Raw genomic sequence first — 24,903 nt, 5'->3', positions numbered from 1 at the left:
CGTCATCCTGAGCGTAGCGAAGGATCTTAATACCAGCGGCTAGCTATACGCTCAGAATAACAGGACTTCACCATACTGCTCGGGGCCCGATGCTCGAAGCCCGCAGCTTTTAGTTAACTCCCTTAGGTAACAACACCACCCGCGTGCCGGTCAGTTTGTCGTGCAGGCAATCGCCATTTTTATCCCATAGCCGCCACAGTAAACCGACAACACTTGCCAGTGATAATGGGGCAATAACAGCACGCAGCCAGCGTTGTTTGGTGGTAGTCAGGGAACCGTCCAGCTGCTGCACTCGCAGTCGCCAGGCTTTCATGGCCAGGGTTTGGCCGCGTTTTCCCCAGCAGTAAACAAAATAATAGGCATTTGCAAGCCATAAGCCCAACACCACAGGCAACCACGGCAGTGGCGGCATTTGCTGGCCTTCTGGTATTGGGCTGTAAATCAGGTACTGGATAATGACGGTCAACACACCGCAGATAAACACAATCGCGAGCATGAGCAGAAAATCGTAGACCAGAGCGCTTAGGCGGCGAAATACGCTGGCACTTTGCAGGGAGGCAAATGGTTCAGTTGTCACAGGGTTTGCTCCAGAAAAGGAGCCGGGATTCTAGCAGGGGTGGTGGTTGCCCGAAAGCCGTTACTTGAACGTCACTATTGAAATGTATAGTTGAGGCCGAAATTGAGGCCGCCGCCGGAGGTGGTTAAGCCGTAATCAATACCGCGAAATTCACGCTGAATTTTGCCGTTACCGTCGAGCAGTGCATTGTCGCCCAGTTGTTGGCGTTTTTGATCCCAGTATTGGCGCAACATCTTCTGGGCAATTTTCCCAAAAGCTCGGCCATTGTGGTACTGGCGTGCTTCGCCAGCGTGAGATGCCAGCCAATCGTAATTTAATGCCCGGTGAGTGGCGGACATCTCGTTGGAGCGAATTTGCTGGGAGCGCTCCGCCAAACCTTTATTGCAAAGGGTGTCGAGGTCTGGGTGAGCAGTTGAATGCTTGCTTTGACTGGGTTTGAGGGTACTGGGCAGAAACTGGCTGTCATCGGCAGAGGTGGCACAGGCGAAGGTAGCCAGAATCGCCGCCGGACACAACAAGCGTGCACTGAAACAATGCCTTAGTACACGAATTAAACAATTTCTGTCTGCCATATATAAGCTCCTATTCCCTCAGTCTAGATAACTTCATGGCGCCCTTTCAAACGCTTTGTAACAAACTGTGATGCAGTTGTACTGCATACCGGTGATAATACCCATCGTTGGCTTAAACCAGAGTCTGAATGAGTAGACCATTAAACAGGGCCTCATACCGTCTGAGAACCTGTACCTAATTTCATGCTAACACCGTTTCGTCGGTTTAACCATGAAGAAATAGTGAAAGATTTTTTACAGCTTCAGCCCAGAGGAATGTTATGGCGACTGTGTACGTAGAGCGTGACCATAAGCTTGATGATGGTCAATTAAGAGAGCTCGGTGAGCAATTGGCGAACAAGCTGACCGACAAGTTGGGCGGCAGTGCTGAGTGGCAGGGCAATGAGCTGCATTACAAGCAATCTGGTGCGTCAGCGAAGGCGTTGTTGGGGGAAGACAAAGTAGAGGTAACTGTGGAGCTGGGCTTTCTGATGTCGGGTTTCGCATCGATGGTCGAAGCGGAAGTGGAGCGCACTTTGGATAAGTACTTGGAGCAGGTGGTGTGAGGCCCTAATAAAACAGCCCCACTGTTGCCAGTGGGGCTGTTGTCAGTTGTACGGCCCGATTCAGGTAAATGCCCGAGAGGAACAGCCCTACAACAGCGAATAAATGGGGGCTTATTCGCATCTCCCTCCTCATTCGAAGCCAACAGCCTTATTGGGGGGAATGGTGTTGACCTCGGAGCTTACTTTAACCGCTGGCAGCGGCGTGATGCAATTTTCGGTTTTTCTGAAAAAATCTTTAAAAATAAGTACCTACAAGCCTTTAACGTAACTTTACCTATATTAACTATTTGTGTTTGTCGATGTAGAATCGAGACAATCTGCAATCCGAAGGGACAATCCATGAAAGTACTTGTAACCGGAGGTTTAGGCTATATTGGCAGCCATACCTGCGTACAAATGCACCAGGCGGGAATGGAGCCAGTAATTCTTGATAATGGCCGTAACAGTCACCCAGTGGTGCTTGATCGCATAGAGGCGATCACAGGCCTGCGCCCGGTGCTTTATAAGGGCGATGTTCGTGACGCGGCGATTCTCGACCAAATCTTTGCCGAACATCAAATTGATGCGGTCATTCACTTTGCGGGCTTAAAAGCGGTGGGTGAATCCGTTGAAAAACCCTTGGCTTACTACGACAACAACGTTAACGGCTCTCTGGTGTTGGCGGATGCCATGAAGCGTGCAGGCGTCAAGACATTGGTATTCAGCTCTTCTGCGACGGTTTATGGCGATCCGCAAACGGTGCCTGTTTTGGAAACCGCCCCAGTGGGTGCTACTACCAACCCTTACGCCACCAGCAAGTTGATGGTTGAACAATGCTTGCGCGACTTGCAGCAGGCAGAGCCGGAGTGGAGCATCATTGTTTTACGCTATTTTAATCCGGTGGGAGCGCATATTTCCGGAACCATGGGAGAAGACCCCCAAGGTATTCCCAACAATCTGATGCCTTATATTTCCCAAGTGGCGGTGGGTCGCCGGGAGGAGTTACCGGTATTTGGTGATGATTACCCAACAGTGGATGGCACCGGCGTGCGTGACTATATCCATGTGGTGGATTTGGCCGATGGCCATATTGCTGCTCTGCGCTGTATAAGTCGCCAAGCGGGTTATCACATATACAATTTGGGTACTGGAAAAGGCAGCAGCGTTTTGCAAATGATAGATTCTTTTTCTAAGGCGTGTGGCCGGCCGATTAATTATCGAATTTGCCCAAGGCGTCCGGGGGACGTTGCCGAATATTGGGCCGACCCCAGCAAAGCCATTGAGGAGCTGAACTGGCAGCCTAGCCGAACTCTGGATGATATGACTGCCGATACCTGGCGGTGGCAGTCACAGAACCCCAATGGCTATGCCAGCTAACCGGCGGCTAAGGGCCTTTGGGCCCTTTAACCAAATGCCCTTTACACCTCTTCCGCGTAGCTAGACGTGCTTGGGCAACTGCAGATCAAATTGCGATCCCCGTGCACGTTATCGATGCGATTTACCGTTGGCCAGTACTTGTGGTCTTTCAGCCAGCTTACTGGTCGCACCGCAGTTTCCCGACAGTAAGCCCTGTCCCAATCGCTGTTCAGTACATCGTCCATGGTGTGGGGGGCGTTTACCAACGGGTTGTTGTCCAGAGGCCAGTCGCCGTTCTGCACTTTGGTGATTTCATTGCGAATGGTTACCATCGCCTCGATAAAACGATCCAGCTCGGCTTTGGATTCGGATTCGGTGGGTTCGATCATCAGTGTGCCTGCCACCGGGAACGACATAGTCGGAGCGTGGAAACCAAAGTCCATCAGGCGCTTGGCGATGTCTTCTTCTGAAATACCACTGGCTTCTTTTAAGGGGCGAATATCGATGATGCACTCGTGAGCGATAAAACCGTTGGCGCCGGTGTACAGCACTGGGTAGTGGTCGCTGAGCTTTTTGGCCACGTAGTTAGCGTTGAGAATAGCCACTTCGGTGGCGGTGCGCATACCGCCGCGGCCCATCATGCGAATGTACATCCAGCTGATAGGCAGGATCGAGGCCGAGCCCCAGGGAGCGGCAGAAATAGTGCCGTTCGCCATATCGGTACCCGGCACATTCTGTAGAGGGTGAGCGGGCAGGAATGGCTCCAGATGCTTGCCAACGCCAATGGGCCCCATGCCCGGGCCGCCACCGCCGTGGGGAATACAGAAAGTTTTGTGCAGGTTGAGGTGAGATACGTCGCCACCAAAGGTGCCAGGGCCTGCCAGGCCCACCAGGGCGTTCATATTGGCACCGTCAACGTATACCTGGCCGCCGTGGTGGTGAATCAGATCGCAGATGTCGGTAACAGATTCCTCGAATACCCCATGGGTAGAGGGGTAAGTAATCATAATTGCCGCCAGCTGCTGGCTGTGTTGCTCGCACTTGGTTTGCAGGTCGGCCATGTCCACGTTGCCGCTATCGTCGCACTTGACCACCACCACTTTCATGCCCGCCATGTGTGCTGATGCCGGGTTGGTGCCATGGGCAGAGCTGGGAATCAGGCAGATGTTGCGGTCGTGCTCGCCGCGGCTCTGGTGGTATTTTTTAATGGCCACCAAGCCGGCGTATTCCCCCTGGGAACCCGCATTGGGTTGCAAGGAAACCGCGTCATAGCCGGTACAGGCCACCAGCTGCTGTTGCAAGCCTTCAAATAGTTCCTGGTAGCCGGCTGCCTGATCCATGGGGGCAAAGGGGTGGATGTCGCCAAACTCTGGCCAGGTAACGGGAATCATCTCTGCGGCAGCGTTGAGCTTCATGGTGCACGAACCCAGCGGAATCATCGACAGGTTTAAGGCGATGTCTTTGGCTTCCAGGCGATGCATGTAACGCATCATTTCGGTTTCGCTGTGGTAGTTGTTAAACACGGCGTGGGTCAGAAACTCACTGGTACGCAGCAATTCCGTTGGAATACCCGATGCAGCTTGTTCAAGGGCAGAGTCGCCTTCGCCACCAAAAATGCCGAGCAATGAAGCAATCAATGCTTCGGTGCTTTTCTCGTCCAGGCTGATGGCAATAGCATTGGCACCCACCGGGCGCAGGTTAATACGCTGGCTCAGGGCTTTTTCAATAATCTGACTCTGTTGCTCACCGACTTCAACGGTCAGGGTGTCGAACCAGGTGTTGTGGCGCAGAGTAAAGCCCTGTTGCTGCAAGCCCGAAGCGAGTCGATTGGTGAGGTCGTAAATCTGATTGGCAATGGCTTTCAGCCCCTCCGGGCCATGATAAGCGGCGTAGAATTGGGACATGATCGCCAACAGCGCCTGGGCCGTACAGACGTTGGAGTTGGCCTTTTCCCGGCGAATGTGCTGTTCGCGGGTTTGCATAGCCATACGCAGTGCCGGTTTGCCGTGGCTGTCTACCGACACACCGATAATGCGCCCAGGGGAGGCGCGCTTATATTCGTCACGGAAGGCAAAAAAGCCAGCGTGGGGGCCACCGAAGCCCATGGGTACCCCAAAGCGCTGGTTGGAGCCCACCACAATGTCTGCCCCCATTTCACCAGCGGGCTTCATCAGCACCATGCTCATCAGGTCGCCAGCTACTGCCGCCATAGCGCCTTTGGCGTGAATGCTGTCGATAATGGGAGTCAGGTCAATCACTTTGCCAGTACTGGTGGGGTACTGCAGCAGAGCGCCGAAGATATCCTCTGCTTCGAGGTCTGTTTGCGGATCACCCAGTAACACTTCCCAGCCAAAGTGCTCGGCACGGGTTTTCACCACGGCAATGGTTTGTGGGTGACAGTCGGCGTCGATGAAAAACCGCACGCTTTTGTTTTTGCGCAGGTGGCGTTTGGCCATCGCCATGGCTTCGGCCGCCGCTGTACCTTCGTCCAGCAGTGAGGCGTTGGCGATTTCCATGCCGGTCAAATCCATAATCATTTGCTGGTAGTTGAGCAATGCCTCCAGGCGGCCCTGGGATATCTCTGGCTGGTAGGGGGTGTAGGCGGTGTACCAGCCGGGATTTTCCAACACATTGCGCAGAACCACTGGGGGTACAATGGTGTCGTAATAACCGGTGCCAATCAGTGAAGTAAACACCTGATTTTTACTGGCGATGGACTTGATCTCCGCCAGCGCCTGCTGCTCGGTAAGGCCTCTCTCCAATGACAGGTCTTCACGGTTGAGGATGTTGGCGGGTACCGTTTGGCGAATCAGTTCATCCAGCGAAGACAGCCCCAGTTCTGCCAACATGGCGTTGGTTTGCTCGCTACTGGGTCCGATGTGACGGCGGCCGAAGTGGTCGTGTTGCATTGCTAGGTTCTCAACGATTAGGGACACTGCCAAGAGTGGCAGCAAAGGCGCGCATTTTATACCAAATACAGCCCTGGGATCGAACCATGACAAACACCATACCCCTGGTTGATGTACTCACCGAGGTGAAACAGTGCAACCTGTGTGCGGACTTACCGCTGGGGCCTAATCCGGTGGTGCAAATAGCCGCACCGGCTCGCATTTTAATTATTGGTCAGGCGCCGGGCACTCGTGTACACAATACTGGCATTCCGTGGAATGACCCCAGTGGTGATAACTTGCGCCGCTGGCTGGGGGTAGACCGCGAGCAGTTTTACAGTGACCCGCGTATCGCTATTATGCCGATGGGGTTTTGCTATCCAGGTACCGGTAAATCCGGGGATTTGCCGCCGAGAAAAGAATGTGCCCCTCAATGGCACCAGCGCCTGTTGAGTTACATGCCGGACATACAGCTAACCCTGCTGATTGGCAATTACGCCCAAGCCCGGTATTGCGGCAAAGACGGCTATCGAAACTTGACTGAACGAGTGTCCAACTGGCGTCAGCTACGACAGGCAAAACCGGGCCTGTGGCCTTTGGTGCACCCGTCGCCTCGCAACCGTCGATGGATGGCAAAGAACCCCTGGTTTGAGTCGGATCTGCTGCCAGACCTGCAAAAAACGGTGAATCAACTGCTGAGCTAGGCCGATAGCCGGTTAATACTCGCTGTCACGCTGCCTTTACAACATTGACCATTTTTCTTTTACTTTCCCAATGAGCAAAAACCCTTTTCTCAGCCAGGACAACCTGATTCAGGTGTCGGTATCGCAGCTAAAGATTGGCATGTTTGTGGCTGAGCTCGATCGTCCCTGGCTGGAAACGCCTTTTTTGTTGCAGGGCTTTGTGATTCAGCACCCGTCCGAAATGCGTAAACTCTCTGAGTACTGTGATTATGTGTATGTGGAGAAGGGCGGTCGCAACTGGGGTGGTAAAAATACGCCATTCAAAGGCGTTGCCCAGCCCAAAGCCAAGCCCCGTTCCGGTATCAGCAGTACGGTTAAGTCCACCTCTGCCAATTACGTTTCCCGCGATGCCAACTCCCTGGTGAATACCCTCACCACCCGGCCTACCTACAACTCCACCGTGCCTGCAGAGCAGGAGCACCAAACCGCCCGGGAGTTGTATCAGGAAGCCCGGCAAAACGTTGGCAATATTCTCGATCAGGTTCGCCTGTGCAATATGGTGGATACCAGTGCGGCACGATCGACGGTAAAACTGTGTGTCGACAGTGTGCTGCGCAATCCGGCTGCCTTGGGTTGGATGAGCAAAATCAAACACATGAACGAGTACACCGCAGAGCACTGCCTGAATGTGTGTATTCTGGCCATTGCTTTCGGGCGCCACCTGCGATTGCCGGAAAAAGAACTGGAAAAGCTGGGTATGTGCGGCCTGTTGCACGATGTGGGTAAAGTCAAAATTCCCGATGAAATCCTCGACAAACCGGGCAAGTTGGATGAGCGGGAATTCGACATCATGAAATCGCACACCACAGTGGGGAGGGACTTGTTACGCCAAAGTGGCGATGTGGGTGAATACGCCATCGATGCGGCGTTTAGCCACCACGAACAGATGGACGGCAAAGGTTATCCGCGGCGAGTACGGGCCCATGAATTGACCGAATACTCTCGCATTATTGCCATTGTGGATGCTTTTGATGCCATGACCAGCGACCGCTGTTACACCCGGGCCAAATCCACTCTGGAAGCGTTGCGTGAAATTTACCGTTGCCGCAATAGCCAGTTTGACCCGGAATTGGCGTTGGAGTTTATCAGCCTGATTGGCCCTTACCCGGCAGGCACCATTGTGCAGTTGCACAATGGTCTGGTGGGCATTGTGTTGCACTCGAAGCACAACAAACGCCACCTGCCTGTGGTACAGGTTATTCGCGATAATGGTGAAACGGTTGAGCCCTACAAAGTGGATTTGCTGGACACCGAAAACGGCGACCTGGGCGGCAGCTACCTGGTGCGCCGGGTGTTAAAAAATGGCGACCAAGGCATTCAGCTGGAGGATTATCCGGTGCGAATGATGCTGCGCCAGCAGGTAGAAGACGATTCCCAGTGATCCCGCTCACTACACCCTTTGATCCGGAACAAAAGCACAGCCGCCGCCTGTTTCACGGCCGAGGCCAGTGTTTTCCCGGATTTGACTGGTTGACCATAGACTGGCACCCGCCAGTGCTGGTGGCCACACTTTATAAAGACCCAGGGCCCAGTGTTTTTGAACAATTAGGCAAACAACTATTAGCGCTTTCTGCTCCGGTTTTTGTACAGCATCGCTACTGCAAACCGGTTCGCAATGAGTGGCTGACAGAGCCATCACAACCACCGTTTTACGCCAATCGCGACGGTTTGCGTTTTGAGCTGGAATTGGGTGAGCGCCAAAATTTGGGTTACTTCGTGGATATGGAACCGGGGCGCCAGTGGCTGGAAAATCATTGCCGAGGTGTCGGCTCCGGGAAAAAAGGCCTTAACCTGTTTGCCTATACCTGCGCGCTTTCCTGTGTGGCACTGGCCAATGGCGCCAGTGAAGTCATTAATGTGGATATGAGCCGCAATGCGCTGACCATTGGCCAGCGCAATCATCAACTCAATAGTTTGTCTGGTGGTCGCTTCCTGAAAATGGACGTCTTTAAAAGCTGGAAAAAGCTGGCAGCTAACGGCCCTTACGACTGGGTGGTTGTAGACCCGCCGAGTTTTCAAAAGGGCAGTTTTGTGGCGGAAAAGGACTATCCCCGTTTACTGCGTCACTTACCAAGGGTTCTGTCCAAGGGTACTCACGTACTGGCCTGCTTGAATGATCCCAATCTCAGTGACGATTTTCTAAAGACTGCGTTTGCGGAACAATTGCCCCAGCTAGTATTTGTGGAGCGTTTGGCCGAGCATCCGGAGTTTCCTGAGGCCGACCGCCGAAAGGGGTTAAAACTGTTGCACTACAATTGTTCTTAATGGTCTGTGATTATTTAAAAATGCCAAACCAGGTACGCTTGTTTCGCAGATCAAGAATGATTTTTTTATCGAAAAACAAAGCATTGCCCAGTAAGCCATCTGCTTCCAAAGGCAAATTGGCAAAGTAGTTGGGTCTTTCACGAATGTAGTGAGCGTGCAGGCTTTCAACTTCCAAGCCGCCAAGCAAAAGACCTCCCTTTAACGGCGCACCTATTGTGGTAACCACTTGGTCATTGGCCCAACCCTCTATGGTCAGATTACTTTTTTCGTTGCCTTGGCGGCCGGTTAGCTGTTGCCAGTGGGGTTTGTCAGTGAGCAGGGCATACAAACTGGCACCGGTATCAAAGAATAACTGCTGCTCTTGGTTACCGTTAAATTCTGTGTTTATAAACAACTTGCTGCTGCGGATATGCGCCTGTACTTGGCGAATACGATTGCGTGACAAGTGATATTGCGCCTTACTCAACAGGCATATCTGTTGGCTGGGGTAATCGATTTGTACAATATTGCCCAACAGAGTACGCATGCCAATGCGGCCTGCTACCTGGGCTGGTGGGTAATCGACAATGTGTAAAGCCTGCCTGAGAAAATCCATCTCACCGATAGCCAGGTGACCTTCAGCAATCATACGGTCGCCAGGCCGTTCAACAACGGCTAGCCCCAAAGACGCTGCTTGCTGTTGACCATAGAGCACACTGACGTCGGAGCCGGTGTCAAATTGCATGGCCACGGCTTTGCCGTTGATAACGGCACTGACCACCATGGCCGCTTTTTCGCCGCCATCAGTGTCAGTTACCCATTGGAAAGAAGCGCAGCGGATATCTTGTTGCCCGACACTAAGCGTCGATAGCATCAGCAGCCATAAGGAAAAAAAAGTGCGTATAGAAATGGGGCTAATTCTCTTTAAAGGACGGGTTGCCAAAGCTCTACTTTATTGCCATCTGGGTCCATAAACCAGCCAAAGCGGCCGTAGCTTTGCTCGTCAATCTCACCAATCAATTTCGCACCGCCTTCCACCACTTGTGCTAGCGCGCCGTCCAGGTCGTCCACAATCAAGTTGAACATAAAGGATTGGTCCGAGGGTGCAAAATAATCAGTGTCTGATTGAAAGGGCGACCACACTCCACAGCTGTTTGCAGGCATGGTGTCTGGGGAAAAACTGGCGAAGTGGTAATCGTCCACCACGGGAACATTCAGCCAGCGTTGGTACCACTGGGCTAGCTGTTTGGGGTTATCACTTTTGAAAAATACGCCACCTATACCAAGGGCTTTGGCCATTTCTGCGTTCCTCCTTGTGAGTACGAAGCTGTGCTGCCAGTATAGGCGCTTTTGCGCCTCCTAGTTGTAGACAGTGTTATGAACCAACCGGATTATCAAGCTCGCCACGGCTTGTACTTTGCACTCGCCGCCTTTGGTATGTGGGGCCTTTTCCCCATTTATTTTAAAGCGGTCGCGGAGGTGCCCGTTCTCGAGTTGTTGGCTCATCGAGTGGTTTGGTCACTGTTGTTGTTGCTGTCTTTAGTGGTTTTGATGAAGCGCTGGAACTCCCTGGTTCAGGTACTTGGCAACCGTCAATTGATGGGATGGCTGATATTGTCTGCCATTGCTATTTCGGTGAACTGGTTGATTTTTACGTGGGCCGTCACCGTAGATCGTATTCTCGAAACCAGCCTGGGGTACTTTATGACGCCACTGGTGAATGTGGTGATGGGCGTGCTGTTTCTCGGCGAACGCTTGCGCCGTCCTCAGTGGGTAGCGGTGATGCTGGCAGTGTGTGGGGTGTGCTGGCAACTGTGGCAAATTGGCTATTTGCCGTGGGTGGCGTTGGCTTTGGCGGTGAGTTTTGGTCTGTACGGCTTACTGCGTAAAAAGGCGGTGGTCGACGCCAGTTTGGGTCTTTGTGTAGAAACTCTGCTGTTGCTGCCCATGGCTGTGGGTTATCTGGTGTGGTTGTCGATGTCCGGTACTCTGGTGTTTGCCCATTCACGGGTAGAGATCGATATTTTATTGCTTTCCGCTGGCTTGCTCACCAGTGCCCCGTTGGTGTGTTACGCAGCCGCCGCGCAGCGCCTTAATTTGTCAGTTATCGGTTTGATTCAGTACCTGACGCCGACCATTTCATTTTTGTTGGCGGTGTTTGTCTATAACGAGGCGTTTGATGTGAACCAGCTGGTGAGCTTTGGGTTTATCTGGCTGGGATTGATTGTGTTTACCGCCGACGGCCTGCTGGCCAGGGGGTTATAGGCTCTTTAGTTCACCTTGTTGGACTTTGTCATTGCTGTGTAATCTGATACTGGTTATCATTTCTATTTGCTCTGTGAAGTTTGTCTTTCACCTCTATATAAAAACTCCTCTTACCATTTAAGGAAAAGCCATGAATAAAGTGATCAAAACCCTGCCATTGTTGATCGCAGCTGCGTGCTCGGGCCAGGTACTTGCCGGTGCGGACTGCCCCAAACTCCCCCAAGATCAATGGATGACTCCATTGGATATGCAGAAAAAAATCGTCAATGAGTACGGTTTTGAAATCAAAAAATTCAAAGTCGATGGCCATTGCTACGAAATTTATGGTTGGGAGATGATCGATGGCAAGCGCACCAAGATCGAGGTCTATTTCAACCCGAAAACCGGCGAAATTGTTAAAAAGGAAGTGGACTAACTAAACACTAAATAACCGAATAGATACTCAAGCATCGAATCCGTGATCTGGGATATTTTTGTTCGGATTTTCCACTGGTGTATGGCGGGCGCCTTTATCAGTAACTACTGGTTTCTTGAAGAAGGTGATCCGCCCCACGAGTGGGTAGGCTATGCAATCTTGGTGTTTATTGGTCTGCGATTAATCTGGGGCTTTATTGGTACTGAAACTGCCCGGTTCCGCCAATTCTGGCCCACTTGGGCGAAGCTGAAAGCCCATATTCAAGGCGCCCCTCAATCACTTAAACAACCACACTATGGTCATAACCCATTAGGAGCACTGATGGTGCTGTTTTTGCTGGGCTCAATCCTGGTGTGTGGTATCAGCGGCTGGATGCAAGAGTGGGATATGTTCTGGGGGGAAGACTGGGTGCAGCTAACCCACAGCATTTCCGCAGACATTGCTATGATAGCTGCTGGTGTTCATGTTTTGGCGGTTTTGGTAGTGCAGAGTATTTCCAAAGTGCCTTTGATTAAACAAATGATTTTTGGGCGTTAAAAACGCATTTGTATTTACACAGAAAAAACCCCGACTTCGAAAAGCCGGGGTTTTTATTTGCACGATGATCAGTGCAAGTTTGTCTAATGCTTAGAATTTACCGGTAACAGTAAACATGGCATTAATCGGTGCGCCCACAGTAGCCTGATGGGTGGAGTGAGAGTTGGGGAAGTACAACTCATCAGTCAAGTTCTCGATATTCAGCTGAACACGTAGGTCGTCAGATAAATCGTAGTAGAAAGACGCATCAACACGGGTGTAGCTGGGCAGCAAGGCGGTGTTTCCGTTGTTGATGAAACTGTCGTCTTGGTAGGTTGCACCGATACCAAAACCAAACACATCGCTCACCTGGAAGGTGTTCCATACAGAGAAGGTATTCTCTGGCAACTCACGTGGCGTCAGGCCAGTGGAGCCGCTGCGATTAATGATCACGCCATCGAGGTTGCTGTAGTTGGCAGATAGAGTCCAGTAATCAGTAACGCGACCAGCCAGTTGCAGTTCCAGACCTTCAATTACGGAATCAATCACATCCAGGGTGGATGGGTCATTATCAGCAACCTGTGGTGAGCTCTGCTCGTTCTCAAACAGGGCTGCGGTCAGGCTAAGGCCCTCAGCAAAGTCCCACTTCAGGCCGATTTCACGGTTGCTGAAGGTATTGGGGTCGAGGGCATCATTGCTGCCGTTGATGTTGGCAAACTGTTCGCCACTGCGCGGCAAAAATGACTCACTGTAACTGGCGTACAGAGACACATTTTCTTGTGGCTTATAGATCAAGCCAGCGCGTGGAGACACTTCGTTATCGGTGCGGTTACGAACGCCGAAAGAAGAGGATGTTGGGTCAACATTATTAACTTCAATATCGAAGCTGTCGTAACGCAGCCCCAGCAAGATATCGAATTGTTCTGATACTTCAATCTGATCCTGAATGTAGAAAGAGGTCACTTCGATATTTACTCGAGTGTCATCATTCAGATCTGTGAACGCGACATTAGTGGCCTGGCCGGAAGCGTTTACACCGGTGCCGCCACGCAGATTGATGGGGCGGGTTGCCAGGAAAAACTCCCGGTCGTCATTGGTGGTATCAAAAACGGTGTTAAAGCGGAATTGGTCTGATGAGGTATCGATATACTCACCACCCACAATGAATGTGTGATTGTCCAGCTCAGCCACCAAGTTGGATGACAAAATTAGGTTTTGACGATCCGTTTCGTCAATGTAACCGTCGAGCTCAACGATATTGGTGGTTGCGTCGTAATTGGTAGCAAAGAAATTCTGGTACACCTTGTCGTAATCACCGTAGAACGCGCTGACATTGGCTTTCACGGAATCGGAAATGTTGTGCTCCAGGGCGGCACGGAAGATATGTGCCTTCAAAGTGGTAAAACTGTTTTCCGGGTCGGTAAATACGATATCTTCCAGCGCTTCTACCGGGCGGCCGTCAGGGCCGGTGGGAATGCCGCGGTCGATAAAACGCTCGTGGTCTGCGTACTCGTAGGACAGGTCGAGGGTAGTGTCTTCGCTGAGCTCGAATTTGGCGGTTGGGTTAACACCAATGCGGTCGCCGTCAAAGAAGTCGCGGTGGTTTTCCAGGCTCTCGTACATGGCGTTCAGACGGAACGCAGAGCTTTCACCAGTGCTCAGGTTGGTGTCGATCTCAGCGCCGAAGCCGCCAAAGGTGTTGAGGGTGGTTTTGTAGCCAGTGGATTCAACGCCCAGCTCAGCTTTTTTGGATACCCGGTTGATGATGCCGCCGGTACCGCCGCGACCAAATAGCAGCGCATTGGGGCCGCGCAGGATTTCAACCTGCTCCAGGTTGTAAAGACCGCGGTAGTACTGAACGTCATCGCGGTTGCCGTCAATGTAAAAGTCGGCGGTTGAGCGCACGCCGCGAAATACTACTGCATCGCGATGACCTTCACCTTGAGACGTGTTTACACCAGGGGTGTAGTCGACGATATCGCGAATGCTGGTAACACCGCGTTCGGTGATTTGGTCTGCTGTGAATATGGACAGACTCTGGGGTACGTCGATAATCGGTGTCGGCGTTTTAAGGGAATTCAATTTATCGGTAGAAAGGTATTTGCCTTCGGTAATAATTTCTTCGTCGATAATCCTTTTCTGTTCCTCTGCAAAAGCAGAACTGCTGGCAACGGCAATTGCCACTGCCAATGGAAGTGGGTGAAATTTCATTGATGAGGCCCCTTGGTTACTTCTTTAGGTTGTTGTGAACTAGAATGGTGATCATTGTAGTGATAAGCAAAATTATTGACAATTAATATTGATAATAATTCTCATTATTTTGTTTGCAGGGGTATAAATAGCCTGCAAGTGTATTTGTCAGGCTCTCCGTTTGCTGGCTGAGGGTTGGGTTACTGGCTGTCTTTGTTAAAAACTGCCAAGGGGTGAGTAGTCGTAATACGCAGGCTGACTCGATCGCCAGGTTGTACCTGGTTTTCGTGGCTGCAGCGCACTTTTAATAGCGCGCCTTTATCCGTTTGTACGGCATAGAGTCGTGCACTGCCTTCGTAGCGGGCCCATTGCACTTGGCCATTGCCATTGCCGTTGATCTCAAGGGACAGGTCATCCGGACGGATCAGTAGGCTAATATCGCCGCTGGCGCCATCGATGGGCAGCCCCGGGGCACCGCCCAGCTCGGTTGCCACACGGTTTGAGTCGGTTTCCAGCTGGCCATCCATAAAGCTGGCTTCTCCCAAGAAACGTGCGACAAACCGATTGGCGGGCTTGCTGTAGCAGGCTTCTGGAGTATCTAACTGTTCCAGTTTTCCTTTCTTGAGAACGCCAACTCGATCGCCGATGGATAAGGCCTCTTCCTGATCGTGAGTAACCCAGACAGCGGGCACTCCAGCGGACTTCAAGGCGTTGCGGATTTCCCAGCGCACGTCGTCTTTGAGTGCTGCATCCAGATTCGATAGCGGCTCGTCGAGCAATACAAAAGCCGGTTGATGGGCCAGGGTTCGTGCCAATGCCACCCGCTGCTTTTGGCCGCCGGAAAGCGTGTCCGGTTTTGCCTGGCGCCAGGGCTCCAGGCCAAGCAGTTCTATCCAGTGATTAACTTGTTGTTTGTCGTTAATACGAAAACCAATGTTTTGTTCTACCGTGAGATGGGGGAATAGGGCGAAATCCTGGAAGACCATGCCCACATTGCGCTGCTCCGGTGCAATGGGTGTTTGTGGTGTTGCTTGCCAGTCGCCTAAATGAATTTCGCCACTGGCCATGGGTACCAGCCCTGCCAGTGCTCGTAGCACTGTGGTTTTGCCGCAGCCGGTAGGGCCCACCAGCATCAGTATCTCGTCTTGCTGGAGCGAGAAATTGATGTTCTCTACAACGGTATTATCACCGTAGCGAACGCTGAGGTCAGTTACCTTAAGCACTACTGTTCCTTCGATTCTTTTAAATTCCAGCGTTCACCGGAAAACATTAACGCCAGGCCGAGGCCGGATATCACCACCAGCAGCAAACCGGGAATGGCTGCCTGGCCAAATAAGCCCGCTTCATATACTCGCCAAAGATAGGTGGCCAAGGTTTCGAAATTGGTTGGCCCCAACAGCAGGGTGGCGGGCAGTTCGCGCATGGCTTCTAAAAATACCAAGGCGCCACCGGCAATAATACCGCGCAAGGTAAGCGGCAGGGTAACCCGCCGAAACGCTTCGCTGGGTGAGGCCCCCAGTACTCGAGCGGCGTTCACCAGGCTGCCATCCAGATTTTCCGCATTGGAACGAATGGTGCCAACCGCCAGCGGCAAAAAGCGCAGCACATAGGCAAACACCAACAGCCCCAGAGTTTGGTACAAGGCGGGCAATTGCAAACCCAGGTACACCAGTGCAGTGCCCATCACAATGCCGGGCACGCCAAAGCCTAGGTAAATAACGCGCTCCATAAAGCGCCCTAATTTGCCGCGAATGGCGGCGTGGGCCACGGGTATGGCCAATAACACAGCCACAGCCGCTGCCAACAAAGATGCGTAGGTGGAGTTCCATGCGTACTGCAAGGTAAAGGTACCGCTGCCTTCCCGCCATAACCACAGGAACAACACCGCCAGTGGCAACACAATAGCCAACAAAATAATCGGCAATACAGCGGCAATCATCAGTGTCGCTTGCGAACGTCTTGGCCACAGAACCAATGGCCGCCCAGGGCGCTCGCGGGTGCTCTTTACCCGTGACTCAAGAAACAGAATTAACCCGGCCACCGCCAACAGTTGCAACGACAGCATAGCCGCCTGGCTGAGGCCAAAGGCGTTGTATTCTACGTAAATAACTCGGGTGAACGTGTCGAGGCCCAAAATCGCCGGTGTGCCAAAGTCCGATAGTGCGTACATGGCTGCCAGTAGCGCACCGGCGGCAATGCCATTGCCCACTCTGGGCAGTACCACTTTCCACAGGCTCTGCAACAAGGGCATACCCAGAGTGCGGGCGGCATCCACCATACTCGGGTCCAGATTGAGCAAAGAGGCACGAGTGGCCAGCAACACAAACGGGTAGGTGTATAAAGTCATTACAATGGCTGCACCGCTTAAGCCTTCGAAGGCTGGGGTTGCTAAGCCAAACAATTGATTAATTTCGCCGCCGGGGCCAAAGGCGGCATACAGAGTAAAAGCGCCGATGTAGCTGGGCATGGCCAGCGGTGCTACCAAAATCACCAGCCAGAAACGGCGCCATGGCAGTTGCACGTAAGCGGTAAGCAGCGCCAGAGGCACGCCAATGACAACAGCACCTGCTGCTGTTATCGCCATCAGCAACAGTGTGTTTCCCAGCACCTGTAGATTGCGGCTATCGAACAGTTGCGCGGTATCCACGGCCAGGGTGAACAGAACCACCACTGGCAGCAGCGCAAAAAGGGCAACCAATAATGCTATAGGGTACGAATAGGGCCAGCGGGTCATAGCACGCCGGCACTGCGCATCAGGTTCAGAGTAGGGCGCAAGTCGGCGAGTTTGGTGAGGTCTACGGTAGGGGGGGATACGGTACCCAATGACGGCAAGCCGTTAGGCGGTGCTATGCCTGATACCAGGGGAATTTCAAACGCCTCATTGGCCAGGTAGGACTGCACTTCCCGGGTAAGCAGGTAACGAATAAAGTTCACCGGCAGCTCGCCTTCACTGAGGGCAACAATGCCAGAGGCGTTGACCAGGCAGCCGGCGTCGTTGTTGGTAAACGCCAAGTTGACGCGGGCATCCGGCTTACCGGACTTCAGGCGCAAGGTGTAATAGTGATTGGCAAAGCCCACATCCACTTCGCCCCGCTCTACGGCCATCACCACGCCAAGTTCACCGGCGTATTTTTTGGCGTGTTTGCTGACGGCGCGCAGCCACTCCTTGGTGACTTTGTCTCCCTTTAACAGGCGCATGGCAGTCACAAAAGACTGAAATGAGGCATAAGCCGGTGCCCAGCCAATTTTCAGGTCGCTGTCGGCCAGCGCCATAATATCATCGGGAATATCTTCTGCTGCCAGCCTTTCCCGATTGTAGGGCAGGGTGCGAATTCGGCCGCTGATGGGTGTCCAGTCTGGAAAGCGGAATTCCGGCTGCAATTGCCCGGTCAGGCTGTGCGGAAGTGGTTGTGCCAGGCCTGCAGAGTTCACTAGGCCGATGGCGCCGGAATCCACCGCCCAGAACAAGTCGGCGCGGCGCACGCCGGCGCGGGCTTCGGCAACAATGGCATTGGCCAGAGCAGCGGTGGGTCCACGGCGAATATTGAGGGTGAACTTGGGGTTGCGTTTTTGAATGGCGTTGAGCACGTCTTCATAGAGTCCGCCTTCACCGCGCCCCAGGTACAGGGTCAGTTCCCCTTCCAGAGCCGGCAAGTCGTCTACAGATACAGCTGCCGGCGCTGCTGCCAAGGCACGTATGCTGGCGGGCAATGCTCCGGCAACACCCAGTAGTGCCAGGGACTGAAGAAATGCTCTGCGTTGCACTTAAAAGACGTCCTTCTTGTTTTGCTTGGCTTGCTCAAGCAGGCTTTTACAACGTTTCAATTTGTCACCCATGGTTTTTACAACCGCGCGTACATTATCAATGCTGGTTTTGTCCTGTACTGCCTTAGGCAGAGTGACGTTAAAGTCTTTTTCCAAATCTTCCACCAGGTCGGCATCCAGGGCAATCAGTTCGCCTTCAACCCCTTCGAACAGGTTTAGATAAGTATCATGGACAATGCTGACGGCTTCTTTGTTCTCGCCTTCGGCGTATTTGGCCACGACTTTATCCAGACGGTGTTTGATTTCCAGCAGTGCTTCAATGGAGTTTCTAGGGGCGCCATCGCGCAGCTGTATGGTTTTCAATAGGCCGCGATCTTGATATTGGGCGGCTACTTTAACCGCACCCAGCGCCTGCCACAATGCCTGTTCCAGCTTATCCTGTTCGGCTCGAACAGTGGCTGCTGAAGCGTTTTTTTCGATGCTGTCTTTAACACCAATCAGCCCTTGCCAGATAGAGGCGTAAACCGGTACATAGTTGGTTTCGATGGCGGAATGAAAGGCCACTGCTTCCCAGTGGTCGATAATGGCGTCAGAGCCGGCCGCTTTGCTGCCTTTTTGTTCATAGCGGATGACGATGTCGTCAATCTGGTCGATCAGCCAGTGTACTTCTTTGCTGTAATCATCCAAGTGGTTGGAGAGGTGGTTGACGTGATCGCCAACAGGGCCGCTGGCGAGAGCGGGGTTGAAAGCGGTGACAATGACGGTGCCGATGGCGGCGATAAATTGGCATACAGTGCTTTTTACAGACATACAGTTGTTTCCATTTTATGACAGTATAAAAACACTAAATGATACTCATTCTCAATAAATGGGTAAAGTAGAGCGTGGCAGAAAATGCCCTTCGGTTACATTTCTTCGGGTTCTTGATCGCTACTGAGGTTCAGGGTGCGGTTGGCGCGCAGTTTGATCACCTTCATATCGTCCAGCAATATGGTTTCAAAGCGGTACTCGCCCACTCTAAAGCTGACGTTGCCGTCGGGGATGTTTTCCAGCTGCTCAATAGCCAGGCCGTTGAGGGTTTTGGGGCCGTCAGTGGGCAGTTCCCAGTCGGTGGCTTTGTTGATGTCGCGAATAGTCGCGGTGGCGTCAATAATAAAACTGCCGTCTTTTTGCGGTTCGATATCCTGTATGGCTTCTTCTGCCTGATTGGTGGTGAAGTCGCCGACGATTTCCTCAAGGATGTCTTCCAATGTCACCAGGCCTTGTACTTCACCGTATTCATCCACTACCAAAGCGGTGCGATGTTTGGTGCGGCGGAAGTTCATCAGCTGGGTGTGCAACGGTGTATTTTCCGGCACAAAGTAAGTCTCAGTGGCAAAGCGTTTGATGGCCTCTTTACTCATCTCTCCGGCATTGCCCCGCAACAGGCGGCTGGCGCTGCGAATATGCAGTAAGCCGGACACTTCGTTAATGTTGTCTTCAAATATCGGCAGGCGGGTGTATTCACTGGTAACAATGCGGTCGGTAATGGTGCACAGGTCGTCTTCCAGGTCGATGCCGTAAATCTCGTTGCGCGGCACCATGATGTCGTCGACGGTGACGTCTTCCAGTTCCAGAATATTGAGCAGCATGCCCTGGTTATCGGTGGGGATATTGGAGCCGGATTCATCGACCACCGTACGCAGCTCGTCTTTGCTGAGAGCATCGTTGCTGCCTTTTTTCGGATCTACGCCGAACAGCCTTACCAAGCCATTGGAAATATAGTTCACCAACAGTACAAACGGGTACAGCAGGGTGAGCATGGGTTTGAGCAACAAACTGAAAGGAAAGGCGACTTTCTCTGGGTGTAGCGCGGCAATGGTTTTGGGGGTCACTTCTGAAAAAATCAACACCAAAAAGGTGAGGCCAATGGTGGAGATGATTAGGCCGGCGTCTCCCCACAGTCGTGTGGCAATAATAGTGGCGATAGAGGCGGCAAAAATATTAACAGCGTTGTTGCCAATTAAAATCACCCCAATCAAACGATCCGGGCGCTCCAATAACTGGCTGACCCGACGGGCGCCACGGTGTTTTTTTTGCAGGTGTTTGAGGCGATAGCGATTGATCGCCATCATGCCGGTTTCAGAGCTGGAAAAGAATGCGGAGCAAAGCAGCAGGAGTGCCAGCAGGCTAAACAATAGCCACAGGGGCGTCGCGTCCAAGGAGGGATAAACCTCTATTTGTTATGGGAGCAGTATGGTGCGATATGGCTGCAGGCAGGTCAACCGTTTTGCTCTACCAATATATGGCTACGACAGCAGCACTTCATAGACAAATTTGCTGCCCCAGTACGCCAATGCGGTGGCGATAAAACCAATCAGTGTCCAGCGAATGGCTGTGTTGCCTCGCCAGCCCAGTTGATAGCGGCCCCAAAGTAATACCGCGTAGATCAGCCAGGCAATAATAGAAAAGGCCGTTTTGTGGCCAAGGTTCTGGCCAAACAGATCTTCAAATACCGCGAAACCTGAAATCAGCGACAGGGTCAGTAACAGCACCCCCGCCCACAGTACTTCAAACAGCAGGGCTTCCATAGTTTGCAGAGGGGGGAGGGCACGCACCCAACCTTTGAGGTGTTTATGGCGCAGCTGCCAGTTTTGGTAGGCCAGCAACATGGCCTGGAACGCAGCGATGGTGAGCAGGCTATAAGCCAGTATAGAACTGAGGATATGCACAGTCGCGCCGGTTCCGGGTTTGCTTTGTGCGCTGCCGGCACTGCTGACCAGGGCGATGGCCAAAACCGGCACCGTAATTGGCAGTAAAAAAAGAAACAGGTTGTGGGACGGTTTGCGCAGGCTGCTTAGCAGCACAATCAAATTCACCACAAAAAAGATGGCAGCACTGATTCGCCACAAGCTTAAATCCAGCCCGTTGGCCGTTGCCAACAGCTGCCAAGCGGTCAGGCCGTGAGTGGCTACAGCCAGAGCGCACATAACCAGCAGCCATTCTTTGCGCAACGGTGAACTGCTATTGCCATGGCTGGCTGCACGCACCTTTTGCGCCTGATAAAAAAAGGCAAAGATATAAAGGGCGATGGCCCCATAGCCAGCGTACAAAGTGCTCATGGTTGTGCGGTATCTCATCCTTATAGTGCAAGGCGAGTGTCGCACAGTTGCTTTGCAGATGCGAGGGGTTATCAATAAGCAGCTGCGAGCGGCGGGCTACGGGCGGCGAGCAGATCGAGCGAGTTTTGCATTTTGGTGCTCCAGCCGCGTTTTTCTTCGTTGCGCTCAGGGTGAAAATTTCGCTCGGGCAGCTCGCAGCCAGTCGCTCGTTGCCCGTAGCTACCGCGCAGCGGTACATCAAGCTATACTCCTCGCCCTTGAACTCAATACAGCAGTGATTTCCCCCATGGCCATGTTTGAAAACCTTAGCGAACGCCTGTCGCAAACCCTAAAGAAAGTCACCGGCAAGGCCCAGCTCAGCGAAGACAATATTAAAGACACCCTGCGCGAAGTGCGCATGGCGCTGTTGGAGGCGGATGTTGCGCTGCCGGTGGTGAAGCAGTTTGTCGAGCAGGTAAAGCAGAGTGCCGTGGGTGCAAAAGTTAGCAGCAGCCTCAACCCTGGCCAGCAGTTCCTCAAGATTGTTCAACGCGAGCTGGAAATCACCATGGGGGAGCGCAACGAATCCCTGAATCTGGCGGCCCAGCCGCCAGCGGTGATTCTGATGGCGGGTCTGCAAGGCGCCGGTAAAACCACCTCAGTAGCCAAACTAGCCAAGCACCTCACTGAGCGGGAAAAGAAAAAAGTGCTGGTGGTGAGTGCCGACGTTTACCGTCCGGCGGCCATCAAGCAACTGGAAACCCTGGCTGAGGAAGTGGGTGTCGGTTATCAGCCCAGCTCGGCGGATCAAAAGCCCCAGGCCATTGCCAAGGCAGCCTTAAAAGCCGCCAAAGAACAGCACGCCGATGTATTGATTGTGGATACCGCTGGCCGCCTGCATATCGATCAGGAGTTGATGGGGGAAATTCAGGACTTGCACAAAGTTCTGAACCCGGTAGAAACCCTGTTTGTGATCGACGCCATGATCGGTCAGGACGCGGTGAATACCGCCAAGGCGTTTAACGATGCGCTGGCACTGACCGGTGTCATCCTCACCAAAGTGGATGGCGATGCCCGCGGCGGTGCCGCGCTGTCTGTCCGTCAGGTCACTGGCAAGCCCATTAAATTCCTTGGTGTGGGCGAAAAAACCGACGCCTTGGAGCCATTTCACCCAGATCGGATTGCTTCTCGCATTCTGGGGATGGGGGATGTGCTCAGCCTGATTGAAGAAGTCGAGCAGAAAGTCGACCGCCAGAAAGCCGAGAAACTGGTTAAAAAGGTACAGAAAGGTAAGCGCTTTGATCTGGAAGACCTGCGCGACCAGCTGCAGCAAATGCAGAATATGGGTGGTCTCGGCAGCATGCTGGAAAAACTGCCGGGCATGGGCAATATGTCCCAGATGATGGAACAGGCCAACGCCGGTAAACAGTTTGGCAAAATGGAAGCACTGATTAACTCCATGACCCCGGCTGAGCGCCGTAACCCGGATATTCTCAATGGCTCCCGCAAGCGTCGTATCACCATGGGTTCTGGTACCACTATTCAGGATCTCAACCGTCTGATGAAACAGCACAAGCAGATGGCCAAGATGATGAAAAAGATGAAGGGCGGTGGCATGGCAAAAATGATGCGTGGCCTTGGTGGTATGCCTGGCATGGGCAATCTGCCCGGTGGAATGCCTCCCATGGGTGGGATGAGTGGGGGTGATCTGCCGCCGATGGGTGGAATGCCACCTGGGGGTGGGTTGCCGTTTAAGAAGAAGTAAAGCTGCGAGCGGCGGGCTACGGGCTGCGTGCAGATTGGTAGAACGCCGTCACCCTGAGCGCAGCGAAGGGGATCATGCGTGCTGCAACCTCAGAGATCCTTCGCTGCGCTCAGAATGACAAACCCGCTCGATCAGCTCGTCGCTAGCAGCCCGAAGCCCGAAGCCTTCCTTTATTCCCCACAAATACGTATAATGCCGCGCCTTTCGGAGATAGTCAGCCCGGTTTCAATTGGCCCGGGCTTTGTTTTTATGGGTCTATCTCGTTAATTTTTAAGGGGTTTTTAACCCCGTTAAGTACAGGATAACAGTTACATGGTAACCATTCGTCTGGCTCGTGGCGGCTCCAAAAAGCGCCCGTTTTACCACCTGACCGTTGCGGACAGCCGCAATGCTCGCAACAGCCGTTTTATTGAGCGCGTTGGCTTCTTCAACCCTACCGCCCGCGGTAACGAAGAGCGCCTGCGTGTTGATCTGGAGCGTGTTAACCACTGGGTTAGCCAGGGTGCCAAGCCCTCCGATCGTGTCGCCAAGCTGATTAAAGACGCTGGCGAACAGGCATAAGTAAGTACGACGCGTAGCGTCTGAAGGGGAACAATGCGCCCGGCATCAAACAACAGTGAGACACTTGTTGCGGAAAAAATGATTGCTGGCCGGATTGTTTCTATCCACGGGGTGAAAGGCTGGGTAAAGGTGAACTCCTTTACAGAGCCCCGTGAAAATCTTTTCAAGTACGGCCCTTGGTGGTTGAAAACCTCTGGGGGCTGGAAAGAGATTGAGTTCGACGACTTCCGCAAACAAGGCAAAGGCCTGATTGCGCACATTGTTGGCCTCGACGACCGGGATAAAGCGCGCAATTATTGCCAGCAAAACATCGCGGTGAAAAAAGAAGTACTGCCAGAGTTATCTGGCGACGAGCTTTACTGGCACCAGTTGGAAGGGTTAACGGCGATAACCGTTCATGGCGGTGAACGCAAAACCCTCGGTGTGGTAAAGCAGTTGTTGGAAACCGGTGCCAATGATGTATTGATGGTAAAGGGCAACAGCGACAGTCTGGATCGCAAAGAGCGACTGATTCCCTACGTGGATCAGTTTGTACTCAATGTTGATCTTGAAGCGGGTGAGATAGAAGTCGATTGGGATCCGGACTTCTAGAGGTGGCATGTGAAAGTTGCATTGGTCACATTATTCCCCGAAATGTTTTCTGCCGTTACCGATTACGGTGTCACTGGCAGAGCGGTAAGCAATGGGCTGTTGGAGGTTAAGGCTTTCAACCCCCGGCAGTTTACCGACGATAAACACCAGACCGTGGATGATCGCCCCTATGGTGGCGGCCCCGGCATGGTGATGTTGATTGAACCATTGCGCCAGGCCATTGCCGCAGCGCGTCAATGGCAGGGTGGAGACAGTGTGGACTGTAAGGTCATTTATCTGTCTCCCCAGGGCAGGGTGCTCAACCAGCAGGGTGTAAATACCTTGGTGAAAGAGAGCAATCTGATACTGGTGGCGGGTCGCTACGAAGGTATCGACGAACGCCTGATCCAACAGGAAGTGGATGAAGAGTGGTCCATTGGTGACTACGTGCTCAGCGGCGGTGAGCTGCCGGCCATGGTGCTGATGGACGCGATTATTCGCCATCTGCCAGGCGCGTTAGGGCACCAGGATTCGGCAGTGGAAGATTCCTTTGCTGAGGGCTTGCTGGATTGCCCCCATTACACACGCCCGGTAATGGATGATGATTACCAGGCAGCGGTTCCGGAGGTGTTGCTATCCGGCAATCACGAAAAGATTCGACAATGGCGGCTGCGGCAGTCTCTGGAAAGGACACTGACCCGGCGGCCAGAGTTGTTAAAAGACCTGCAGCTTAGTGATGAGCAGCAGGCAATACTGGCGGCAATTGAAGCTGAGTTGTCGCAAGCTGGCGAATGAAACGCCCTTCACCTGAAGGGAATTTCCTCTTTAGCGCAGCGCTACTCAAAAAGAGTAAAACTTTTAACGTACAAACT

At 52.8% G+C, this 24,903-nt stretch carries 24 protein-coding genes; 12 read left to right on the top strand and 12 right to left on the bottom strand.

Annotated features, from left to right (window positions below):
- Nucleotides 1–109 precede the first annotated feature (109 nt).
- Both KFE80_05000 and KFE80_04995 read right to left on the bottom strand, forming a co-directional pair.
- Entirely contained in the window at nucleotides 110–577 is a 468-nt protein-coding gene (locus KFE80_05000) for an RDD family protein (GenBank protein ID UTW46248.1), read from the bottom strand.
- A 74-nt stretch (nucleotides 578–651) separates the two neighbouring features.
- Complete coding sequence (locus tag KFE80_04995) at nucleotides 652–1,149, bottom strand: hypothetical protein (GenBank protein UTW46247.1); 498 nt, start codon at nucleotides 1,147–1,149, stop codon at nucleotides 652–654.
- A 260-nt stretch (nucleotides 1,150–1,409) separates the two neighbouring features.
- Here KFE80_04995 and KFE80_04990 point away from each other — a divergent pair, with 260 nt between their 5' ends.
- Complete coding sequence (locus KFE80_04990; GenBank protein ID UTW46246.1) at nucleotides 1,410–1,694, top strand: polyhydroxyalkanoic acid system family protein; 285 nt, start codon at nucleotides 1,410–1,412, stop codon at nucleotides 1,692–1,694.
- Nucleotides 1,695–2,033: 339 nt separating this feature from the next.
- On the top strand, nucleotides 2,034–3,050 hold the full coding sequence (gene galE, locus KFE80_04985) for a UDP-glucose 4-epimerase GalE (GenBank protein UTW46245.1): 1,017 nt from the start codon (nucleotides 2,034–2,036) through the stop codon (nucleotides 3,048–3,050).
- 41 nt (nucleotides 3,051–3,091) lie between these two features.
- On the opposite strand, the gene gcvP is transcribed toward galE, so the two are convergent.
- Nucleotides 3,092–5,938, bottom strand: coding sequence for an aminomethyl-transferring glycine dehydrogenase (gene gcvP, locus KFE80_04980; GenBank protein ID UTW46244.1), 2,847 nt, complete (start codon nucleotides 5,936–5,938; stop codon nucleotides 3,092–3,094).
- Between the two features lie 98 nt (nucleotides 5,939–6,036).
- Here gcvP and KFE80_04975 point away from each other — a divergent pair, with 98 nt between their 5' ends.
- The 3 genes from KFE80_04975 to KFE80_04965 all read left to right on the top strand — a co-directional run bounded on the left by KFE80_04975 (nucleotide 6,037) and on the right by KFE80_04965 (nucleotide 8,925).
- Nucleotides 6,037–6,621: a uracil-DNA glycosylase family protein gene (locus tag KFE80_04975; GenBank protein ID UTW46634.1), complete on the top strand. Its 585-nt coding sequence runs from the start codon at nucleotides 6,037–6,039 to the stop codon at nucleotides 6,619–6,621.
- Nucleotides 6,622–6,691: 70 nt separating this feature from the next.
- Complete coding sequence (locus KFE80_04970) at nucleotides 6,692–8,041, top strand: HD-GYP domain-containing protein (GenBank protein UTW46243.1); 1,350 nt, start codon at nucleotides 6,692–6,694, stop codon at nucleotides 8,039–8,041.
- On the top strand, nucleotides 8,038–8,925 hold the full coding sequence (locus KFE80_04965; protein UTW46242.1) for a class I SAM-dependent methyltransferase: 888 nt from the start codon (nucleotides 8,038–8,040) through the stop codon (nucleotides 8,923–8,925). Before KFE80_04970 ends, KFE80_04965 begins: the two co-directional genes overlap by 4 nt.
- Before the next feature lie 10 nt (nucleotides 8,926–8,935).
- Here the strand turns inward: KFE80_04965 and KFE80_04960 are convergent, their stop codons facing one another.
- Both KFE80_04960 and KFE80_04955 read right to left on the bottom strand, forming a co-directional pair.
- Nucleotides 8,936–9,778: a hypothetical protein gene (locus KFE80_04960; protein UTW46241.1), complete on the bottom strand. Its 843-nt coding sequence runs from the start codon at nucleotides 9,776–9,778 to the stop codon at nucleotides 8,936–8,938.
- A 50-nt stretch (nucleotides 9,779–9,828) separates the two neighbouring features.
- Entirely contained in the window at nucleotides 9,829–10,203 is a 375-nt protein-coding gene (locus KFE80_04955; protein ID UTW46240.1) for a VOC family protein, read from the bottom strand.
- Between the two features lie 78 nt (nucleotides 10,204–10,281).
- Here KFE80_04955 and rarD point away from each other — a divergent pair, with 78 nt between their 5' ends.
- The 3 genes from rarD (at nucleotide 10,282) to KFE80_04940 (ending at nucleotide 12,121) form a co-directional block, all read left to right on the top strand.
- Entirely contained in the window at nucleotides 10,282–11,169 is an 888-nt protein-coding gene (rarD, locus tag KFE80_04950) for an EamA family transporter RarD (GenBank protein UTW46239.1), read from the top strand.
- Nucleotides 11,170–11,299: 130 nt separating this feature from the next.
- Nucleotides 11,300–11,584 carry a PepSY domain-containing protein gene (locus KFE80_04945; protein UTW46238.1) on the top strand — a complete coding sequence of 95 codons (285 nt, stop codon included), beginning with the start codon at nucleotides 11,300–11,302 and terminating at the stop codon, nucleotides 11,582–11,584.
- A gap of 42 nt (nucleotides 11,585–11,626) precedes the next feature.
- On the top strand, nucleotides 11,627–12,121 hold the full coding sequence (locus KFE80_04940; GenBank protein ID UTW46237.1) for a cytochrome b/b6 domain-containing protein: 495 nt from the start codon (nucleotides 11,627–11,629) through the stop codon (nucleotides 12,119–12,121).
- A gap of 90 nt (nucleotides 12,122–12,211) precedes the next feature.
- On the opposite strand, the gene KFE80_04935 is transcribed toward KFE80_04940, so the two are convergent.
- The 7 genes from KFE80_04935 to ccsA all read right to left on the bottom strand — a co-directional run bounded on the left by KFE80_04935 (nucleotide 12,212) and on the right by ccsA (nucleotide 21,156).
- Nucleotides 12,212–14,311, bottom strand: a complete 2,100-nt coding sequence (locus KFE80_04935) for a TonB-dependent siderophore receptor (GenBank protein UTW46236.1) — start codon at nucleotides 14,309–14,311, stop codon at nucleotides 12,212–12,214.
- Nucleotides 14,312–14,490: 179 nt separating this feature from the next.
- Entirely contained in the window at nucleotides 14,491–15,513 is a 1,023-nt protein-coding gene (locus tag KFE80_04930; GenBank protein ID UTW46235.1) for an ABC transporter ATP-binding protein, read from the bottom strand.
- Complete coding sequence (locus KFE80_04925) at nucleotides 15,513–17,024, bottom strand: iron ABC transporter permease (protein ID UTW46234.1); 1,512 nt, start codon at nucleotides 17,022–17,024, stop codon at nucleotides 15,513–15,515. Before KFE80_04925 ends, KFE80_04930 begins: the two co-directional genes overlap by 1 nt.
- Nucleotides 17,021–18,055, bottom strand: a complete 1,035-nt coding sequence (locus KFE80_04920) for an extracellular solute-binding protein (GenBank protein UTW46233.1) — start codon at nucleotides 18,053–18,055, stop codon at nucleotides 17,021–17,023. Before KFE80_04920 ends, KFE80_04925 begins: the two co-directional genes overlap by 4 nt.
- The gene (locus KFE80_04915; protein UTW46232.1) at nucleotides 18,056–18,865 is read right to left on the bottom strand and encodes a hypothetical protein; all 810 of its coding nucleotides are present in this window, start codon (nucleotides 18,863–18,865) and stop codon (nucleotides 18,056–18,058) included.
- A gap of 95 nt (nucleotides 18,866–18,960) precedes the next feature.
- Entirely contained in the window at nucleotides 18,961–20,256 is a 1,296-nt protein-coding gene (locus KFE80_04910; GenBank protein ID UTW46231.1) for an HlyC/CorC family transporter, read from the bottom strand.
- An 87-nt stretch (nucleotides 20,257–20,343) separates the two neighbouring features.
- Complete coding sequence (gene ccsA, locus KFE80_04905) at nucleotides 20,344–21,156, bottom strand: cytochrome c biogenesis protein CcsA (protein UTW46230.1); 813 nt, start codon at nucleotides 21,154–21,156, stop codon at nucleotides 20,344–20,346.
- A 292-nt stretch (nucleotides 21,157–21,448) separates the two neighbouring features.
- Between ccsA and ffh the strand changes: the two genes are divergently transcribed.
- The 4 genes from ffh to trmD all read left to right on the top strand — a co-directional run bounded on the left by ffh (nucleotide 21,449) and on the right by trmD (nucleotide 24,826).
- Entirely contained in the window at nucleotides 21,449–22,900 is a 1,452-nt protein-coding gene (ffh, locus tag KFE80_04900) for a signal recognition particle protein (GenBank protein UTW46633.1), read from the top strand.
- Between the two features lie 312 nt (nucleotides 22,901–23,212).
- Complete coding sequence (rpsP, locus tag KFE80_04895; GenBank protein UTW46229.1) at nucleotides 23,213–23,461, top strand: 30S ribosomal protein S16; 249 nt, start codon at nucleotides 23,213–23,215, stop codon at nucleotides 23,459–23,461.
- Nucleotides 23,462–23,494: 33 nt separating this feature from the next.
- Nucleotides 23,495–24,052, top strand: coding sequence for a ribosome maturation factor RimM (gene rimM / locus KFE80_04890; GenBank protein ID UTW46228.1), 558 nt, complete (start codon nucleotides 23,495–23,497; stop codon nucleotides 24,050–24,052).
- Nucleotides 24,053–24,061: 9 nt separating this feature from the next.
- A complete protein-coding gene (gene trmD / locus KFE80_04885) occupies nucleotides 24,062–24,826 on the top strand; it encodes a tRNA (guanosine(37)-N1)-methyltransferase TrmD (GenBank protein UTW46227.1) in 765 nt (254 codons plus the stop codon).
- Nucleotides 24,827–24,903: the final 77 nt, after the last annotated feature.

This window comes from bacterium SCSIO 12696, from assembly GCA_024397955.1.
Taxonomy (GTDB): domain Bacteria; phylum Pseudomonadota; class Gammaproteobacteria; order Pseudomonadales; family Porticoccaceae; genus SCSIO-12696.
Note: the sequence above shows the minus strand (reverse complement) of the source record. Positions and strands in the feature narration are given on the sequence as shown.

Bases quoted from the DNA above. Each gene is read 5' to 3' on its own strand.
- KFE80_04995 (UTW46247.1), bottom strand. From the start codon at position 1,149: ATGGCAGACAGAAATTGTTTAATTCGTGTACTAAGGCATTGTTTCAGT.
- KFE80_04990 (UTW46246.1), top strand. From the start codon at position 1,410: ATGGCGACTGTGTACGTAGAGCGTGACCATAAGCTTGATGATGGTCAA.
- galE (UTW46245.1), top strand. From the start codon at position 2,034: ATGAAAGTACTTGTAACCGGAGGTTTAGGCTATATTGGCAGCCATACC.
- gcvP (UTW46244.1), bottom strand. From the start codon at position 5,938: ATGCAACACGACCACTTCGGCCGCCGTCACATCGGACCCAGTAGCGAG.
- KFE80_04970 (UTW46243.1), top strand. From the start codon at position 6,692: ATGAGCAAAAACCCTTTTCTCAGCCAGGACAACCTGATTCAGGTGTCG.
- KFE80_04960 (UTW46241.1), bottom strand. From the start codon at position 9,778: ATGCTATCGACGCTTAGTGTCGGGCAACAAGATATCCGCTGCGCTTCT.
- KFE80_04955 (UTW46240.1), bottom strand. From the start codon at position 10,203: ATGGCCAAAGCCCTTGGTATAGGTGGCGTATTTTTCAAAAGTGATAAC.
- rarD (UTW46239.1), top strand. From the start codon at position 10,282: ATGAACCAACCGGATTATCAAGCTCGCCACGGCTTGTACTTTGCACTC.
- KFE80_04945 (UTW46238.1), top strand. From the start codon at position 11,300: ATGAATAAAGTGATCAAAACCCTGCCATTGTTGATCGCAGCTGCGTGC.
- KFE80_04935 (UTW46236.1), bottom strand. From the start codon at position 14,311: ATGAAATTTCACCCACTTCCATTGGCAGTGGCAATTGCCGTTGCCAGC.
- KFE80_04925 (UTW46234.1), bottom strand. From the start codon at position 17,024: ATGACCCGCTGGCCCTATTCGTACCCTATAGCATTATTGGTTGCCCTT.
- KFE80_04915 (UTW46232.1), bottom strand. From the start codon at position 18,865: ATGTCTGTAAAAAGCACTGTATGCCAATTTATCGCCGCCATCGGCACC.
- ccsA (UTW46230.1), bottom strand. From the start codon at position 21,156: ATGAGCACTTTGTACGCTGGCTATGGGGCCATCGCCCTTTATATCTTT.
- ffh (UTW46633.1), top strand. From the start codon at position 21,449: ATGTTTGAAAACCTTAGCGAACGCCTGTCGCAAACCCTAAAGAAAGTC.
- rpsP (UTW46229.1), top strand. From the start codon at position 23,213: ATGGTAACCATTCGTCTGGCTCGTGGCGGCTCCAAAAAGCGCCCGTTT.
- rimM (UTW46228.1), top strand. From the start codon at position 23,495: ATGCGCCCGGCATCAAACAACAGTGAGACACTTGTTGCGGAAAAAATG.